The organism is Geodermatophilus obscurus (genome assembly GCF_900115395.1).
Classification (GTDB): Bacteria; Actinomycetota; Actinomycetes; order Mycobacteriales; family Geodermatophilaceae; genus Geodermatophilus; species Geodermatophilus obscurus_B.
This window is the reverse complement of sequence record NZ_FOWE01000002.1, coordinates 107,018-122,072: the sequence shown is the minus strand read 5'-3', so window position 1 is coordinate 122,072 and position 15,055 is coordinate 107,018. Positions and strand designations below refer to the sequence as shown.

13 protein-coding genes are annotated in these 15,055 nt (G+C 76.3%); 1 reads left to right on the top strand and 12 read right to left on the bottom strand.

Going from position 1 to position 15,055, the window contains the following annotated elements; genetic code table 11:
• Nucleotides 1-21: 21 nt before the first annotated feature.
• The 12 genes from BM165_RS24120 to BM165_RS03880 all read right to left on the bottom strand — a co-directional run bounded on the left by BM165_RS24120 (nucleotide 22) and on the right by BM165_RS03880 (nucleotide 12,321).
• Nucleotides 22-1,089, bottom strand: a complete 1,068-nt coding sequence (locus BM165_RS24120) for a glycosyltransferase family 2 protein (RefSeq protein WP_177225101.1) — start codon at nucleotides 1,087-1,089, stop codon at nucleotides 22-24.
• Nucleotides 1,086-1,682, bottom strand: coding sequence for an acyltransferase (locus BM165_RS03930; RefSeq protein WP_075012226.1), 597 nt, complete (start codon nucleotides 1,680-1,682; stop codon nucleotides 1,086-1,088). Before BM165_RS03930 ends, BM165_RS24120 begins: the two co-directional genes overlap by 4 nt.
• Nucleotides 1,675-2,820, bottom strand: a complete 1,146-nt coding sequence (locus BM165_RS03925; protein ID WP_208976638.1) for a DegT/DnrJ/EryC1/StrS family aminotransferase — start codon at nucleotides 2,818-2,820, stop codon at nucleotides 1,675-1,677. The genes BM165_RS03930 and BM165_RS03925 overlap by 8 nt, the downstream gene beginning before the upstream one ends.
• Nucleotides 2,817-3,509 (bottom strand): NeuD/PglB/VioB family sugar acetyltransferase, encoded by a 693-nt coding sequence (locus BM165_RS03920; protein WP_075012225.1) that lies wholly within the window; start codon nucleotides 3,507-3,509, stop codon nucleotides 2,817-2,819. The genes BM165_RS03925 and BM165_RS03920 overlap by 4 nt, the downstream gene beginning before the upstream one ends.
• Complete coding sequence (locus BM165_RS03915) at nucleotides 3,506-4,666, bottom strand: DegT/DnrJ/EryC1/StrS family aminotransferase (protein ID WP_208976637.1); 1,161 nt, start codon at nucleotides 4,664-4,666, stop codon at nucleotides 3,506-3,508. Before BM165_RS03915 ends, BM165_RS03920 begins: the two co-directional genes overlap by 4 nt.
• Nucleotides 4,663-5,673 carry an NAD-dependent epimerase/dehydratase family protein gene (locus BM165_RS03910; RefSeq protein WP_075012224.1) on the bottom strand — a complete coding sequence of 337 codons (1,011 nt, stop codon included), beginning with the start codon at nucleotides 5,671-5,673 and terminating at the stop codon, nucleotides 4,663-4,665. Before BM165_RS03910 ends, BM165_RS03915 begins: the two co-directional genes overlap by 4 nt.
• Nucleotides 5,670-6,743 carry a Gfo/Idh/MocA family protein gene (locus BM165_RS03905; RefSeq protein ID WP_075012223.1) on the bottom strand — a complete coding sequence of 358 codons (1,074 nt, stop codon included), beginning with the start codon at nucleotides 6,741-6,743 and terminating at the stop codon, nucleotides 5,670-5,672. The genes BM165_RS03910 and BM165_RS03905 overlap by 4 nt, the downstream gene beginning before the upstream one ends.
• An 85-nt stretch (nucleotides 6,744-6,828) precedes the next feature.
• Entirely contained in the window at nucleotides 6,829-8,367 is a 1,539-nt protein-coding gene (locus tag BM165_RS03900) for a sugar transferase (RefSeq protein WP_083427035.1), read from the bottom strand.
• A 523-nt stretch (nucleotides 8,368-8,890) separates the two neighbouring features.
• A complete protein-coding gene (locus tag BM165_RS03895; RefSeq protein WP_208976636.1) occupies nucleotides 8,891-9,709 on the bottom strand; it encodes a polysaccharide deacetylase family protein in 819 nt (272 codons plus the stop codon).
• Nucleotides 9,706-10,167 (bottom strand): FAD synthase family protein, encoded by a 462-nt coding sequence (locus tag BM165_RS03890; protein ID WP_075012222.1) that lies wholly within the window; start codon nucleotides 10,165-10,167, stop codon nucleotides 9,706-9,708. Before BM165_RS03890 ends, BM165_RS03895 begins: the two co-directional genes overlap by 4 nt.
• 94 nt (nucleotides 10,168-10,261) lie before the next feature.
• On the bottom strand, nucleotides 10,262-10,873 hold the full coding sequence (locus tag BM165_RS03885; protein WP_075012221.1) for an arsenate reductase/protein-tyrosine-phosphatase family protein: 612 nt from the start codon (nucleotides 10,871-10,873) through the stop codon (nucleotides 10,262-10,264).
• Nucleotides 10,874-10,881: 8 nt separating this feature from the next.
• Nucleotides 10,882-12,321 carry a tyrosine-protein kinase domain-containing protein gene (locus BM165_RS03880; protein ID WP_083427033.1) on the bottom strand — a complete coding sequence of 480 codons (1,440 nt, stop codon included), beginning with the start codon at nucleotides 12,319-12,321 and terminating at the stop codon, nucleotides 10,882-10,884.
• Between the two features lie 242 nt (nucleotides 12,322-12,563).
• Here BM165_RS03880 and BM165_RS03875 point away from each other — a divergent pair, with 242 nt between their 5' ends.
• The gene (locus BM165_RS03875; RefSeq protein ID WP_143108014.1) at nucleotides 12,564-15,005 is read left to right on the top strand and encodes a hypothetical protein; all 2,442 of its coding nucleotides are present in this window, start codon (nucleotides 12,564-12,566) and stop codon (nucleotides 15,003-15,005) included.
• Nucleotides 15,006-15,055 lie beyond the last annotated feature (50 nt).

Sequence of the window (15,055 nt, the reverse complement as noted above, 5' to 3'; positions counted from 1 at the left end):
GGCCGGGCTCCCCTCGCGGAGTCAGACACCGAGGCGCCGCCAGACGCGCCACCGTGCGCTGTCGCGGACCTGTCGTGCCGTCTCGCCGGCCCGTGCACGGAGCGCGGACGACCCGCCGCCGAGGCGGCCGACGGCGGCCTGCCAGGCCCGCCCGTGCCGGACGGCCGGCCAGGTCTCCTCGGCGAACGCCAGGTACTGCTTGCAGCGGACGGCGGCCTCCGGGTGTCCGCCGTCGACGGTGCGGATCGCCAGGTCGACGGCCTCCCGGGCGAGCGCCCGGTACGCGGTCGCGTGCAGTCGCCGTCTCTCCGGAGGCGCCACGACGTCCCTCGCCGAGACCAGGAGCACCCGGTCGAAGACCAGCCGGCGACCCACGAGGTCGTCGAGGACGCCGCCGAAGGACTCGACGTGCATGTTGTCGTCGTGCTGCCGGTAGAGCCCCTGCTCGGGCCCGACGACCCGGCCGACGTCCCAGTGCAGTGCGGTCCGCATCCACAGGTCCATGTCCGCTCCGTGCGGCAGGGCCGGGTCGTAGGCACCCAGTTCGGCCATGACCTCCCGGCGCAGGACCACCTCCGGGTTGAAGACGAGGTTCCTGCCCCGGCGGCAGAAGACGTGCAGCCACTCGTGTCCGGGCCAGGTGATCCACGTCGCCGGACCGCTGCGCGTGGTGGGCGGCTGTCCGCGGAACTCGAGCGGATAGCCGTAGGCCAGGCCGACGGACGGGTGCGCCTGCATGAGGGCCACCGACCGGGTCAGCGACCCCGGGGTCAGGAGGTCGTCGGCGGACAGCAGGACGACGTAGTCGCCCGTGACCTCCGCGATGCCGCGGTTGTAGGTGGCGATGTGGCCGAGGTTCGGGTCGTTGACGACGACCCGGACGCGGGGCTCCTCCTCGGCGATGGCGTGGGCGATCGCCGCGGAGTCGTCCGGTGAGGCGTCGTCGACGACGAGCACGTCGACGTCCAGGCCGGGCTGGTCCAGGGCGCTGGCGACGACGTCGTGCAGGTACCTGCCGTAGCGGTAGCAGGGGACGACGACGCTCACCCGGGCCGGCGCGCTCAGGGGGAGTGCGCGGTGGAACCTCACTGCGGCACCTCCGCGTACTGCTGGGCGGCCACACCGAGGCCCGCCTCCGACTCCGTGTGCGCCGTCCCGCAGGCGGGGCAGGCGAGGTCGCCGTCGAGACGCTCGCCGCAGGCGCAGACCCAGCCGCGCTGCCGGGCGGGGTTGCCGGCCACGAAGGCGTGCGCGGGGACGTCGCGGGTGACCACCGAGCCTGCGGCGGCGAACGCGTGGCGGCCGATGCGGGTGCCGCAGACGACCACCGTGCCGGCGCCGAGCGTGACGCCGTCCTCGACGACGGTGGGCAGCAGCGCGTCGGCACCCTTCTTCACGTGGGCGCGGGGCCGCAGGTCGTTGGTGAAGACCACGCCGGGGCCGAGGAAGACGTCGTCGCCGACGTCGACGCCGTCGAAGACGAGCACGCCGTTCTTCACGGTGACCCGGTCGCCGAGCCGGGCGCCGCCCTCGACGTAGGCGTGGTCGCAGACGTTGCAGTCGGCGCCGAGGCGGGCACCGGGCAGCACGTGCGCCCACGCCCAGATCCGCGTGCCGGGGCCGACGTCGTCGCTCTCGCACAGCCCCAGCGGGTGCACCCGCACGCCGGCCGGCTCAGCCACGGCGGACCACCGCCCGGGCCAGCTCGGCCGCCACGCGCTCCTGCTGGGCGGCGGTGATCCCCGGGAAGATCGGCAGCGACAGGATCTCCCCGGCCGCGCGCTCGGCGACCGGGGCGGCGCCGGGCCCGGAGCCGGCCATCGCGCCGGCCATGGCGCCGGTCAGGTGCACCGGCACCGGGTAGTGCACCCCGGCGCCGATGCGCGCGGCGGCGAGGTCGGCCAGGACGGCGTCGCGGGCGGGCACCCGCACGACGTAGAGGTGCCACACGTGCTCGTTGCCGGGGGCGACGCCGGGCAGCCGCACGCCCGGGACGCCGGCGAGCAGGTCGGCGTAGCGCTGCGCGGCCTCGGCGCGCTCGGCGTTCCAGGCGGCCAGCCGGCGCAGCTTGGCGCGGAGGACGACCGCCTGCAGGGTGTCCATCCGCGAGTTGAAGCCCAGCACGGGGTGCTCGTACTTCACCTCGCTGCCGTGGTTGGCCAGCAGCCGGACCGCGCGGGCGACGCCGGCGTCGTCGGTGGTGACCGCGCCCGCGTCGCCGTAGGCGCCGAGGTTCTTGCCGGGGTAGAAGCTGGTGCCGGCCGCGGTGCCCCAGCCGCCCATCGGCACGCCGCGGTGGGTGGCGCCCTGGGACTGGGCGGCGTCCTCGACGACGACCAGCCCGTGCCGCTCGGCGACGTCGCGGATCGCGGCCATCGGCGCCATCTGCCCGAACAGGTGCACCGGCAGCACGCCCCGCAGCCCCTCGGCGACGGCGTCGAGCGCGGCGGGGTCGAGCAGCAGGTGCTCGTCGTCGACGTCGACCGGGACCGGCCGGGCGCCGGCGCGCACGATCGCCTCGGCGCTGGCCAGGAAGGTGTTGGCCGGGACCGCGACGGCATCGCCGGGGCCCAGCCCGCACGCACGCAGCGCGAACTCCAGGGCGTCGGTGCCGTTGCCCACGCCGACGCAGTGCGCCCGGCCGGTGGCGGCGGCGAACTCCTCCTCGAAGGCGCCGACGTCGGGCCCCTGCACGAAGGCGGTGGTGGCCAGCACGCGGGCGAAGCCCTCGGCGACCTCGCCGGCCACCCGGTCGCGCTGGATGCCGAGGTCGACCAGCGGCACGGGGCCGGTCACCGCGGGGACGTCGACGGTGGTCACGGGGATGCCTCCAGCAGGGCCGCGGGGGTGGTGAGCGGGCGGGCCGGGTTGCCCGCCCAGGTCTGGCCGGGCGGGACGTCGCGGACGACGACGCTGCCCATGCCGACGAGTGCGCCGGCGCCGATCCGGCGGTGCTCGCGGACGAGCGCGCCGGAGCCGAGGTAGGCCGCCGAGCCGACGACGACGCCGCCGGCGAGCCGTACGCCCGCGCCGAAGGTGGCCGCGTCGCCGACCTCGTCGTCGTGGGTGAGCACCACGTGCGGCATCGCGTACACGTGCCGGCCGACGGTCACGGCCGCGGTGAGGACGACGCCGGCGTGCAGCACGCTGCCCGCGCCGACGGTGCTGTCCGGGGAGACGGCGGCCAGCGGGTGGACGACGGTGGCCCAGACCTCGTCGGGCAGGCCGAGCCGGCCGGTCAGGCGCCGGCGCGCGCCGGGGTCGCGGGGCGAGCCCACGCAGGCCAGCAGCAGCGCGCCGCGGGCCGCGGAGTCGGCGGCCGCGGCGGTCGGACCCAGGACGGGGACGCCGTCGACGAGGGTGCCGGCCCGGGCGGGGTCGTCGTCGAGCAGGCCGGTGACGGTGACCGGCCCGCCCGCCGCCGTGGGGCAGGCGCGCAGGAGCTGGACGGTCTCGCGCGCGGCGCCACCGGCACCGAGGACGACCAGCGGACGGGGTGCCCGGCTCACCGCAGCGCCGCGTGCAGGGCCTCGACGACGCGGTCCTGCTCGGCCGCGGTCATCTGGTGGAACAGCGGGAGCACCAGGCTGTCGGCGGTGAGCCGCTCGGTGGCCGGCAGGTGCACCCGCGGCCGGTCGGCGTAGGCCGGCTCCAGGTGGGCGGCCATGATGCCGCGCCGGCCGGAGATGCCGGCCGCGGCGAGGCTCTCGAGCAGCTCGTCGCGGCCGACCGGGGAGTCCTCGGGCAGCAGCAGCCAGCAGGACTGGTGGTTGGTCGTCCCCCACGGCGGGTCCTCGACCAGCCGCACGCCGGGCAGGTCGGCGAGCAGCGCCCGGTAGCGGGCGGCGAGCTCGCGGCGGCGGGCGACCATCGCGTCCAGGCGGGTGAGCTGGACCTGCCCGATGGCGGCCTGCACGTCGGTCATCCGGTAGTTGAACCCCGGCTCCAGGTACTGCTCGGGGGCCACGCTGCCGGTGGCGTGCCGGTCGGCGGCACTGACGCTCATCCCGTGCTCGCGCAGCCGCCGGGCGCGGGCGGCCACCTCCGCCGAGGAGGTCACGAGCATGCCGCCCTCGCCGGTGGTCACCAGCTTGCGCGGGTGGAAGGAGAAGGCCCCGAGCGCCACACCTGCGCCCACCGGCCGCCCGTACAGCGTGCTGCCGATCGCGCAGGCGGCGTCCTCCACGACGGCGACGCCGAGGGGGTCGAGCAGGGCGCCGAGCGCGGCGGTGTCGGCGGGCACGCCGGCCTGGTGGACGACGATCACCGCGCGGGTGCGGGCGGTCAGCACCGGCCCGACCGTCTCCGGCGTGAGGTTGCCCGTGACCAGGTCGACGTCGGCGAAGACCGGATGCGCGCCCGCGTGCCGGACGGCGTTGGCGGTGGCGATGAAGGAGAAGGACGGGACGACGACCTCGTCGCCGGGACCGACGCCGACCAGGTGCAGCGCCAGGTGCAGCGCCGTCGTGCAGTTGGAGACGGCGACCGCCTCGGCCGCGCCGACCCGCCGGGCGAAGGCCTCCTCGAAGGCTCGGACCCGCGGACCCTGGGCGACCCAGCCGGAGGCGACCGCCTCGGCCGCGGCCGCGGCCTCCTCCTCGCCCAGCCACGGGCGCATCACCGGGATGACCGGCAGCGCGGCCGCCGGTGTGTCGACGACGGTCACGCGCGCGTCCCCTCCACCGGCGCCTGCACCGGCGCCTGCTCGGTGCGCCACCACTCGACCAGCCCGCGCAGCCCCTCGTCGAGGCCGATGCGCGGCGTCCAGCCCAGCCGCTCGCGGGCGGCGGTCACGTCGGCCAGTCGACGGGAGACGGCGTTGACCTTGCGCGCCTCGCCGTGAACCGGGGTGAGGTCGGAGTCCATCGCCGCCAGCAGCCGGCCGGCCAGCTCGAGCAAGCTGGTCTCGGTCCCGGAGGCGATGTTGAAGACGTCGTCGGTGACGTCGGCCTGCGCGGCGAGCAGGTTGGCGCGGGCGATGTCCTCGACGTGGACGAAGTCCATGGTCTGTGCGCCGTCGCCGAGGACGAGCGGCGGCTCCCCCGCGGCGATGCGCTCCATCCAGCGGATGAGGACCTCCGTGTAGACGCCGTGGACGTCCATCCGCGGGCCGTAGACGTTGAAGTACCGCAGCGCGACGTAGGGCAGGCCGTACATCGCGGTGAAGCTGCGCAGCATGCCCTCGTTGAAGGCCTTCGCCGCCCCGTAGAAGGTGTCGTTGTTGTACGGGTGGTGCCGCTCGGTGGTGGGGAACTCCTCGGCCAGGCCGTACACCGACGCCGACGAGGAGGCGACCACCTTCGCCACGTCGTGCTCGGCGGCGGCCTCCAGCACGGTGAAGGTGGCGTCGACCAGCGATTCCAGGGCCAGCCGCGGCTGCTCGGCGCACTGGGTGATCCGCAGCGCGGCGAGGTGGAAGACGACGTCCTTGCCGCGCGTGAGGTCGTGCACCAGGCCGACGTCGCGGATGTCGCCCTCGACGACCCGGACGACGTCGCCGCCGGTGCGCAGCGCCCGGTCGAGGTTGGCCAGCCGCCCGCGGACGAGGTTGTCGAGGACGACGACCTCGGCGGCGCCGGCGTCGACCAGCTGGTCGACGACGTGCGACCCGATCGTGCCCGCTCCGCCGGTGACCAGCACCCGGCTGCCGGCGAGCTCCACCCCGGCGCTCACGCGGCGACCTCGGCGGGGAGCTGCTCGACCGGCACCGCGGCGCCACCACGGCGGAGGCTGGCGCTGGCCGCCTCCAGCATCGCCAGGACCCGCAGGCCCGACCGCCCGTCGGTGAGCGGCGCCCGCCCCTCGCCGATCGCCGCGGCGAACTCACCCATCATCGTGCGCAGTGCCTCTCTCTCGGGGAGGGCCGGGGCGACCATGTCCCCGATCCGGTAGGACACCCGCGTCTGGTTGCGGGCCTCGACGCCCAGCTCGGCGGGGTCACGGGTCTCGATCGAGCGGTCGTAGACGGCCACCCGCTGCGTGGGGTTGAGGTCGTCCCAGACGGCGGTGCGCCGCGAGCCGCCGACGATCGTGGTGCGCACCTTGGTCGGGGACAGCCAGTTGACGTGGATGTGTGCCAGCGCCCCGGTGCTCAGCTCGACCGCCAGGTGGGCCACGCACACCTGGCCGCAGCCGAGCGGGTCGGCGCCGTGCGCGGCCACGCTGACCGGCGTCACGTCGTCGGGCAGCAGCGAGTCGAGGATCGACAGGTCGTGCGGGGCGAGGTCCCAGACGACGTCGACGTCGGCCTGCACCAGGCCCAGGTTGATCCGCACCGAGTCCAGGTACTGCAGGGTGCCGAGCTCGCCGCCGCGCACGAGTCCGCGCAGGTGGGAGACGGCCGGCGTGTAGCAGTAGGTGTGGTCGAGCATGAGGACGAGCCCGGCGTCCTCGGCGGTCCGCACCAGCTTGGCGCCGTCGGCGAGGCTGGCCGCCAGCGGCTTCTCGACCAGCACGTGCTTGCCGGCCGACAGCGCGGCCATGGCGATGCCGGCGTGCGTGGCGGCCGGGGTGGCCACCGCGACCGCCGCGACGGCGGGGTCGGAGAGCACCGCGTCGAGGTCGTCGGTGGCCCGCACGGTGCTGTAGCCGCCGAGCACCGCCCGCGCCCGGGCGACGTCGAGGTCGCACAGGTACTCCAGGTGCAGGCCCGGCGTCACCTGGGCGTTGCGCACCAGGTTGGGTCCCCAGTAGCCGGCGCCGATGACCGCGATGCCGATCGGTGTGCCGTTGGTCGTCGTCATCGTCCGCTCTCCGTGTCGTGCCCGACCGCGCGCACTCCGCGCCGGTCCACTGCCCGTCCGCCCCGCCCGGGGGGTCCGCCGTCCATCAGTAGGCGCCCGACGACCGGGTGACGGCGTAGAAGGTCTTCCAGACGATCTGCAGGTCGAGCGCGAGGGACCAGTTCTCGACGTACCGCAGGTCCAGCCGCACCGCCTCGTCCCACGTCAGGTCGCTGCGGCCCGACACCTGCCAGAGGCCGGTCAGCCCGGGCTTGACCAGCAGCCGCCGGGCGACGGAGTCGTCGTAGACGGCCACCTCGTCGGGCAGCGGCGGCCGCGGGCCGACCAGCGACATCCGCCCTGTGAGCACGTTGAGCAGCTGCGGCAGCTCGTCGAGGGAGTAGCGGCGCAGCACGCGGCCGACGCGGGTGACCCGCGGGTCGTCGGCGACCTTGAACAGCGGCCCGTCGCCGTTGCGGTTGCGGTCGGCCAGCTCCGCGCGGCGCTGCTCGGCGTCGACCACCATCGTCCGGAACTTGAGCATCGTGAAGTCGGTGCCCAGCCGCCCCACCCTCTGCTGGCGGAACAGCACCGGGCCGGCGCTGTCGAGGCGGACCGCGAGGGCCACGCCGAGAAGCAGCGGGAGCAGCACGACCACGGCCAGCGCGGCCGCCGTCCGGTCGATGAACTCCTTGACCAGCCGCGTGGGCCCGGTGAAGACCGGCTCCTCCACGTGCACCAGGGGCAGCCCGATGAAGGGGCGCACGTGCATGCGGGGGCCGGCGACCTCCATCAGGCCCGGCGCGACGAGCAGCTCGATCCCGCTGCCCTCGAGCTCCCAGGACAGCCGGCGCAGGTAGACCGCCGCGGTCTCGCTGGAGCTGGTGACGGCGACCGTGTCGGCGTCGAGGCGGCGCGCCACGGCCGCCGCGGCCTGCAGGTCGCCCAGGACCGGGACGTCGGTCCCGGCCAGGACACCGCTCCCGGGGGCGTCGGGGACGCACGCCGCCAGCACGGTCATCCCGCAGTGCCGGTCGTGGTCGAGCTGGCGGACGAGGTCGGCGACCGGGATCGAGCGGCCGACGGCGACCACCGTCCGCAGGCAGGAACCGCGGGCCCGCAGCCGGTGCACCCGGCGCCGCAGCACGTGCCGGCCGACCGCGCTGAGGAGCACGGCGCCGGGCAGCGCGATGACGACCAGGCCGCGCGAGACCGAGAGCATGAGGGCGTACGAGAGGAGGGCGACCACCGCCAGGCACTGGACGCCGGCACGCAGCACCGCCCGGTACTCCTCGGTGCCGGTGCCGAGGTGGGCGCTGCGGTGCCCGCCGGCGAGCGCCACGACGGCGACCCACAGCACCGGGAAGGCGCTCAGCGCCTGGAGGGCCGAGGGCACGACCTCGGTGCCGAATCGGACGGCGTGGGCCAGGGCCCCGGCAGCGAGGGCGGCGAGCAGGTCCGAGACGACGGTGGCGGCCTGGTAGCGGCGCAGCCAGAGGGGGTGCCGGCGCCGGCCCGTGTCGGTACCGTGGCCGGCCGCGGTCCTCGGCGCGACCGGCCGGTCGAAGCCACCGGCCCGCGGCGGCGAGGCGGGTGGCGTGCCCTCGGTGCGGGGGGTCGGGACACCGACGTCGTGGAGGACCATCGACCGCCCCCCTTCTCGGGGAAGACAGGGGGACGCGACGCGCCTCCCCGTTGTGGTGGGCTCGGACAGCGACCCGGAGGTCGTGACCCGCTCACCGAAGCGCGGTCAACGAACCAGAGGCGGTGACGCAGCGCAACCCTCTTGGGCGCCGTTCCCGCTGGTCAGGTCTTTGGTCCCGAGGCGGCGGTGTGGATCCGGCCACGGATCGTCACGACGCTCCACAGGGGCCGATTACCCGGGGACGGCGACGACGGGAGACGTGGTGACGGGGACGAGGATGCGCGCGCCGTCGTCGTCGGGCCGGCCGCACGGGAGGTGGCGCGGACACCGTCGGTCGCCCGGCCTCGGCCCGCGTGGGACCGGGCAGCCGGGGCGGTCGGGCGGGGCCGGCTCCGGGCGCACGCGGGACATCGCCACCCCGGCCCAGCCGACGTCGACGGGCCGGGGTGGTCAGGGCGACGCGTCGCCCACCAGCACGACGGCGCGCGGCGCCGGACCCGCCGCGGTCGGCGTGGTCCCCCGCTCAGCCGGCGGCCGGGACACCGATCATCCGCACGCGGTGCCGGACGAGCCGGGCCACCAGGTGCGGCGCGCGGTGCTCCGGCGCGACGTAGGCACGGGGCAGGGTGAAGCGGTCCCCGGGCAGGTGGTCGCCGGTCACGCAGGCGTGGTCGTAGCCCGCCGCCCGGACGGCCTCGGCCGCGGCGGCGTTGAAGCGGCCCCAGGGGTAGCAGAAGCCGGCCACCTCGGCCTGGAGCACCTCCTCCAGCACCCGGCGGCTGCCGGCCACCTCACGCTCCAGGGTCGTGGCACCGGCGTCCCGGAGGTCGGCGTGGCTGAGCGTGTGGCTGCCCACCTCGTGCCCGGCCGCGGCCACGGCCCGGACGCCGTCGGCGTCGAGCAGGTCCAGCCGCGGGCCCTCGTCCCAGTCGTTGTGACCGCCGAGCAGGCCGGCGACGACGTACACCGTCGCGGTGACCTCGTGCCGCGCGAGGACGGGCAGTGCGTGCTCGAGGAAGTCGGTGTAGCCGTCGTCGAAGGTCAGCCCCACCAGGCCGCCGGCCTCGCCGCGCCGCTGGGCGGCCAGCAGCTCACCGAGCGGGACGCCGCGCAGGCCGAGCCGGCGCAGCAGCCGCAGGTGGCGGTCCAGCCGCTCCGGGGAGACCCGGATCCGGTGGGGGTCGGGCTGCGTCGACGGGCAGATCGAGTGGTACATCAGCACCGGAGGGATCCGCATGCGGCGCCGCCCCTCCGCGTCCACGGCGGCGGCGTCCGGGGTCACAGCGGCGTCGAGGGTCACAGCGGCGTCGAGGGTCACGGTGGCGTCCGTCGGCACGGTCACCGCCGGCCGTCCCCGGCCAGGGAGGCGGCACGCGGCGCGCCCTCGAGGGCGGCCAGCGCGCGGCGCAACGCCGTGCTCGACGTGTGCACCGTGTACGGGAAGTAGCGGACCTCGACGCCGACCGCGCCGAAGTCGCGCTCCAGCCGGCGACCCTTCTCCGTGCCGCGCCAGTCGTCGCCCTTGAAGATGACGTCGAAGCCGACCTCACGCCACGTGTCGATCTTGTCCGGCACCACCTCGGCGTGGACCTCGTCGACGATGCGCAGGCTGCGCACGATCTCCATCCGCTCGGCCAGCGGGATCACCGGCGCGCGGCCCTTGGTCAGGACCAGCATCTCGTCGGAGACGACACCGGCGATCAGGTGGTCACACTGCTCGGCGGCGTGCCGCAGCAGGTTGAGGTGACCGATGTGGAACAGGTCGTACGCGCCCGGCGCGTACCCGACGACTCGTGTCATGTCCGCTTCTCCCCCGAGGCAGCCCGTGCTGCCGATGACTCCCGGCCACTCCACCAGTCCGACTACGCTGAGTCATCACCCGGAGGGGGTGGTGTCACCCGAAGGTGCGCCGCCAGTTGCGAGGACCGCCCGCCACCGGTGACGGCGGGTGAGCGCGGGACGGGACGAGCACGTCGAGGAGCGTCCCGACGGCCTCCTGGATGCGGCCGAAGGAGCGGGCGTGGACGTCCGCGGACCGGCCGTGGGGGTCCTCGACGTCGTCCTCACGGGGACCGGTGCGCAGCGCACGCAGCCGGGGCGCCGCGGCGAGGAGGGCGGCGAGCCGCCCGGCCGGGTCCGGGCCCAGTGGCAGGTCCGCGCCCAGCCGGGCCAGGTCGCTGAACTCCCGCAGGGTGAAGGTGCGGCGGACGACCGCCGGCGCGCGACCGACGACCGCGCTCCGCTGCGCCGTCGTCATGGTCAGCACCAGCCGGGCCTCCCGCAGCATCGACGGCTGCAGCTGGCGGGCCACGAAGCCCGCCGGGTCGATCCCGGCACCGGCCAGCAGGTCCGCCACCGGCGCCGCGACCGGCTCACCGGCCCGGGCCGCGAGGCCGGCGCTGACCACCTCGGGACCGCCGTCGCCGAGCCCGGCCCGCAGGAGCAGCTCCGCAGCCGGGGAGCGGCAGATGTTGCCGGTGCAGACCACCAGGAGCGGGCCGTCCACCGTCGCACTCACCGGACCGGCTGCCGGCCCACCGGGGCGCGCCCGACCCGCCCGGAGCCGGACCGCACGTCGCCGTCGGCAGGCTGCGCCCGGTCCTCGTCCCGGCCGTAGCTGTAGGACTCCTCGTCGCGGCGGACCTGGTTGAGGACCACCCCGAGCACCCGGGCGGAGACCTTCGACAGGTCGTCGAGGCTCTGCCCCAGGTGGCGGCGGCGCGCCTGGCGCGCGTTGGCCACCACGACCACCCCGTCGACGACACGGGACAGCACGCTCGCGTCGGCCACAGGCAGCACCGGAGCGGTGTCCACGACGACGTGGTCGTAGCGCGTGCGGAGCCCGGCCAGCAGGGCGCGCATCGCCGGGGAGCCGAGCAGCTCCGCCGGGTTGGGCGGCACCGGTCCCGAGGGGAGCACCGCCAGGCCGGCCGACCCCCACTCCTGCACCACGTCGTCCAGGGCGGCCTGTCCGGCCAGCACGGTGGTCAGCCCGACCCCGCCCTCGATGCCGAGCACGCCGGCGACGGTCGGGCGGCGCAGGTCGGCGTCGAGGAGCAGGACGCGGGCCCCGGTCTCGGCCAGCGTGGTCGCCAGGTTGGCCGAGACGGTGGACTTGCCCTCGCCGGAGAAGGAGGAGGTCACGGCCACCACGTGGGCGCCGGTGCCCCCGGAGCCGCCCTCGGCGACGCGCAGGAACTGGAGGTTCGTGCGCAGCTGCCGGAAGCTCTCCGCCGCCTGGCTGAACGGTTCGGCCGCGACCACCACGCGGCCGGTCCGCCGTGGCCAGCTGGGCACGTTGCCCAGCACCGGCAGCGGGGTCACCTCGGCGACGTCCTCCGCGTCGGCGATGCGGGTGTCGAGGGTCTCGCGCAGCCAGGCCAGGCCCAGCCCGGCGAGCAGCCCGGCGACGAGGCCGGCGGCGAGGACGAGCGGCACGTCCGGCGACGCCGGGGCGGACGGCACCTCCGCCGGGGTCACGGTCGTCGCGACGACGGTCGGGTCGCCGGCCTCGTCCTGAGGGGCGATGCGCTCGACGACGTCGGACAGCGAGGTGATGACGGCGTCGGCGAGCTCGGCGCTGCGCTCGGCGGAGCCGTCGGTGACGGTGACCTCGACGATCACCGTGCCGGTCGGCACCGTGACCTCCACGGCGCGGGCCAGCGCGGCCGGGCTCTCGGGCAGGTCCAGCCGGTCGATCACCGGCTGCAGCACCTCGGGCGTGACCGCGAGCTGGGCGAAGGACTCGACCTGGTTCTGCGCGTAGGTGGACCCCTGCACCAGGTCGGAGGCCGTGCTCCCCGACACCAGCGAGAAGAAGGCGCCGGCCGTGGACTCGTAGGTGACCGGTGCGGTCCAGGCGTACGTCAGTCCGCCCAGCAGGCCCACCAGCGTGACGCCGGAGATCTGGACCCACCTCCGGCGGAGCACGTGCAACGGCCCTCGGGTGCTCACGGCTGGTCCTCCTCGTCTGCCACCGTCGCGCGACGTGTGCGACGACCGGTGACCGCGTCGGCCCGTCCGTCGGTGCTGCGGACGGGGTGTCGGTCCGGAGTCTGCGGCCGGGACCCGGCCCGGACCGGCGCTCGGCGGCCGACGCCACCCCTTGGGGTCAGGCCCGGACCCCGATCCGCGCAGGACGGGCCGATCGGCGTCCGGGCGGGGTCAAGATGACCGCCGGACACGAGGAGGGGTACGTGGAGCTCAGGGACTACGCCCGGGCCGTCGCCGGCCGCTGGGTGGGAGTCGTCGCGGCGGCGGCGGCCGGCCTGCTGGTCGGGAGCACCGTCGGGCTGCTGACCCCCGACGCGTTCGAGTCGCGCGTCTCGCTCTACGTCGACGCCGCCGTCGTCGCGGGACCGCAGGACCCCTCCTCGGCCGCCGCGGTGCGCACGACCGTGCTGCCCTCGGTCGCCGCGCTCGCGACCTCCTCGACGGTGCTCACGCGGGTCGGCGCCGGGCTCGGGCTCGGGGAGTCCCCCAGCGAGCTGGCCGACGGCCTCGAGGTCGTCGTCGAGGAGGACGTCAGCGTCCTGCGCGTCACCGCGACACGGCCGACGCCGGCCGAGGCGTCCGCGGTCGCCCGGGCGGTCGGCGCGGAGGTCGTGCGCCGCGCCGCCACCCTGTTCGCGGGCAGCGACGGTCCGCAGCTGCGCGTGACCCCGGTCCGGGACGCCACGCCCCCGGTCGCGGCGGACCGCCCGACCGTCCTCCTGGCCGCCCTCGGGGCACTCGCAGGCGCCGGCGCGGCGGGCCTGGCCGCCGGCCTGGCCGAGCTGGCCCGGCCCCGCGTGCGCGGCCGTGCGGACGTGGCCCGCGTGACCGGCGCTCCCGTGCTGGGGCTGCTGCCGGCAGCCGTCCCGCGGCACGGGCGCCGCTCCTCCGCCCGCCGACCGGCCTCCCTGCCCCAACGGGCCGAGGAGGTCGCCCGGCTGCGGCTGGCCCTGCGCTCCGCCGTCCCCGCCCGGGCGACGGCGACGGCCCCCACGACGGCCCCCGTGACGGCCCCCGTGACGCCCTCCGCCACCGACCGCGCCCCCCGTGTCGCCCTCCTGGGGGCGGCCACCACCACGACGGAGCTGGCCGCGGAGCTGGTCACCACGGGGCCGGCCGTGGTCGCCGTCGACTCACCCGATCAGCTGCTCGCCGCCGGGCCGCTCGACGGCGTGGTCGTGGTGGCCGACGGCCGGCGCACCACGCTCGCGGAGCTGGCGGCGAGCACGTCGGCAGCCGACGCGTCCGGTGTGCCGCTGGCGGGCGTGGTGGTCGACGGCCTGCTCCCGCCGCGAGCCGGCCTGCGGACGGCGCTGCGGGCCGCCGCCCGCGGGCACGCCACGTGGCGGCTCGACGGCCGTCCCGGTGCCGCGGCCACCGTCGGCGCCGGTCACCGGGCGTCGGGGGCGACCACGGGCGTGGCGGTCCTGGCCGTCGCCATGACCGGCTTCACCAGGCCGCTCCCGATGGGCCTCGTGACCGGCCTGGTCGCCGCGGTGGCCCTGCTCCCGCTGTGGCTGCCGGTGGTGCGCCGGACGCGCGGGCCGGTGCCACTGCTGGCGCTCGCCGCCGTCGGCGTCCTGTCCGGTGCACTGCTGGCCTGGGCGCACTCCGCCGACCACGGGTTCGTCCTCAACGGGGCCTCCGTGCGCACCTCGACGGTGCTGGCCGCGGTCGGTGGGGTCGGCGTTCTCCTGTGGGCGCGCACCGTCCTCCCGGTCCCGGTGCTCGGGGTGGCCTTCGGTCTGGGGATGCTGGCGACGGGGCTGCTCGGCGCGCCCGGCACGGACAACCTGTGGAAGTTCCAGCTGTCGGCCCCGCTGATGGTCATCGCGCTGGCCCTCGCCGTCCGCCGGGGGCGGCCGCTGCCCACCCTGGCCGTCCTGGGCGTGCTGGCGCTGCTCAACGTCACCAACGACGCCCGCAGCGCCTTCGGCTTCTGCGTCGTGGCCGGCGCGCTCGTCCTCTGGCAGCAGCGCCCGGGACGGCCCGGCCCGGCGCCGGGTCCGCGGCGCTGGCTGGTCCTGCCCGTCCTCGCCGCCCTCGCGGCCGCGGGGTACTGGGTCCTCACGCGGCTGATGCTGGCCGGTGCCCTGGGTGCCGAGATCCAGGAGCGGACGGCCGTGCAGATCGCCCAGACCGGCTCGCTCATCCTCGGCGGCCGCCCGGAGTGGGCGACGACGTGGGCGCTGGCGCAGACGCACCCGCTCGGTTTCGGGCTGGGGATCGTCCCGGACAGCCGGGACGTCCTGGTCGGCAAGGCCGGCATCGCGGTCACCAACATCCCCACCGCCGAGTCCTACGTGCAGAACTACCTGCTCCAGGGCGGGGTGGAGCTGCACTCGATCCTCGCGGACCTGTGGGCGGACCTCGGACCGGCCGGGGTGCTCCTGGGCCTGCTCATGGGCGCGCTGGTCGTGACCGGGTTCGCCGAGCAGGCGCGCCGCCGCACGGCGTCCGGCCTGGTGTGCCTGCTCCTGCCGATGGCCCTCTGGGGACTGCTCTTCGGCCCCATCGCGAGCAACACCGACACGCTCGTCCTGGCCCTCGGACTGCTGCTGCTGCCGCGCCGTCCCGCCGAGGACGACGACTCCCCCGGCGCCGGCCCGCTGCCGGCCCGCCGGCCGCTGGGAGCGGCTGCGTGACCCGCGACGGCGCCGGAGGGCTCCAGGACCGGCGACACCCGGCCGATGCA

Coding starts and splice junctions, on each gene's coding strand:
- BM165_RS03905 (WP_075012223.1), bottom strand. CDS start 6,743: ATGACGACGACCAACGGCACACCGATCGGCATCGCGGTCATCGGCGCC.
- BM165_RS03900 (WP_083427035.1), bottom strand. CDS start 8,367: ATGGTCCTCCACGACGTCGGTGTCCCGACCCCCCGCACCGAGGGCACG.
- BM165_RS03890 (WP_075012222.1), bottom strand. CDS start 10,167: ATGACACGAGTCGTCGGGTACGCGCCGGGCGCGTACGACCTGTTCCAC.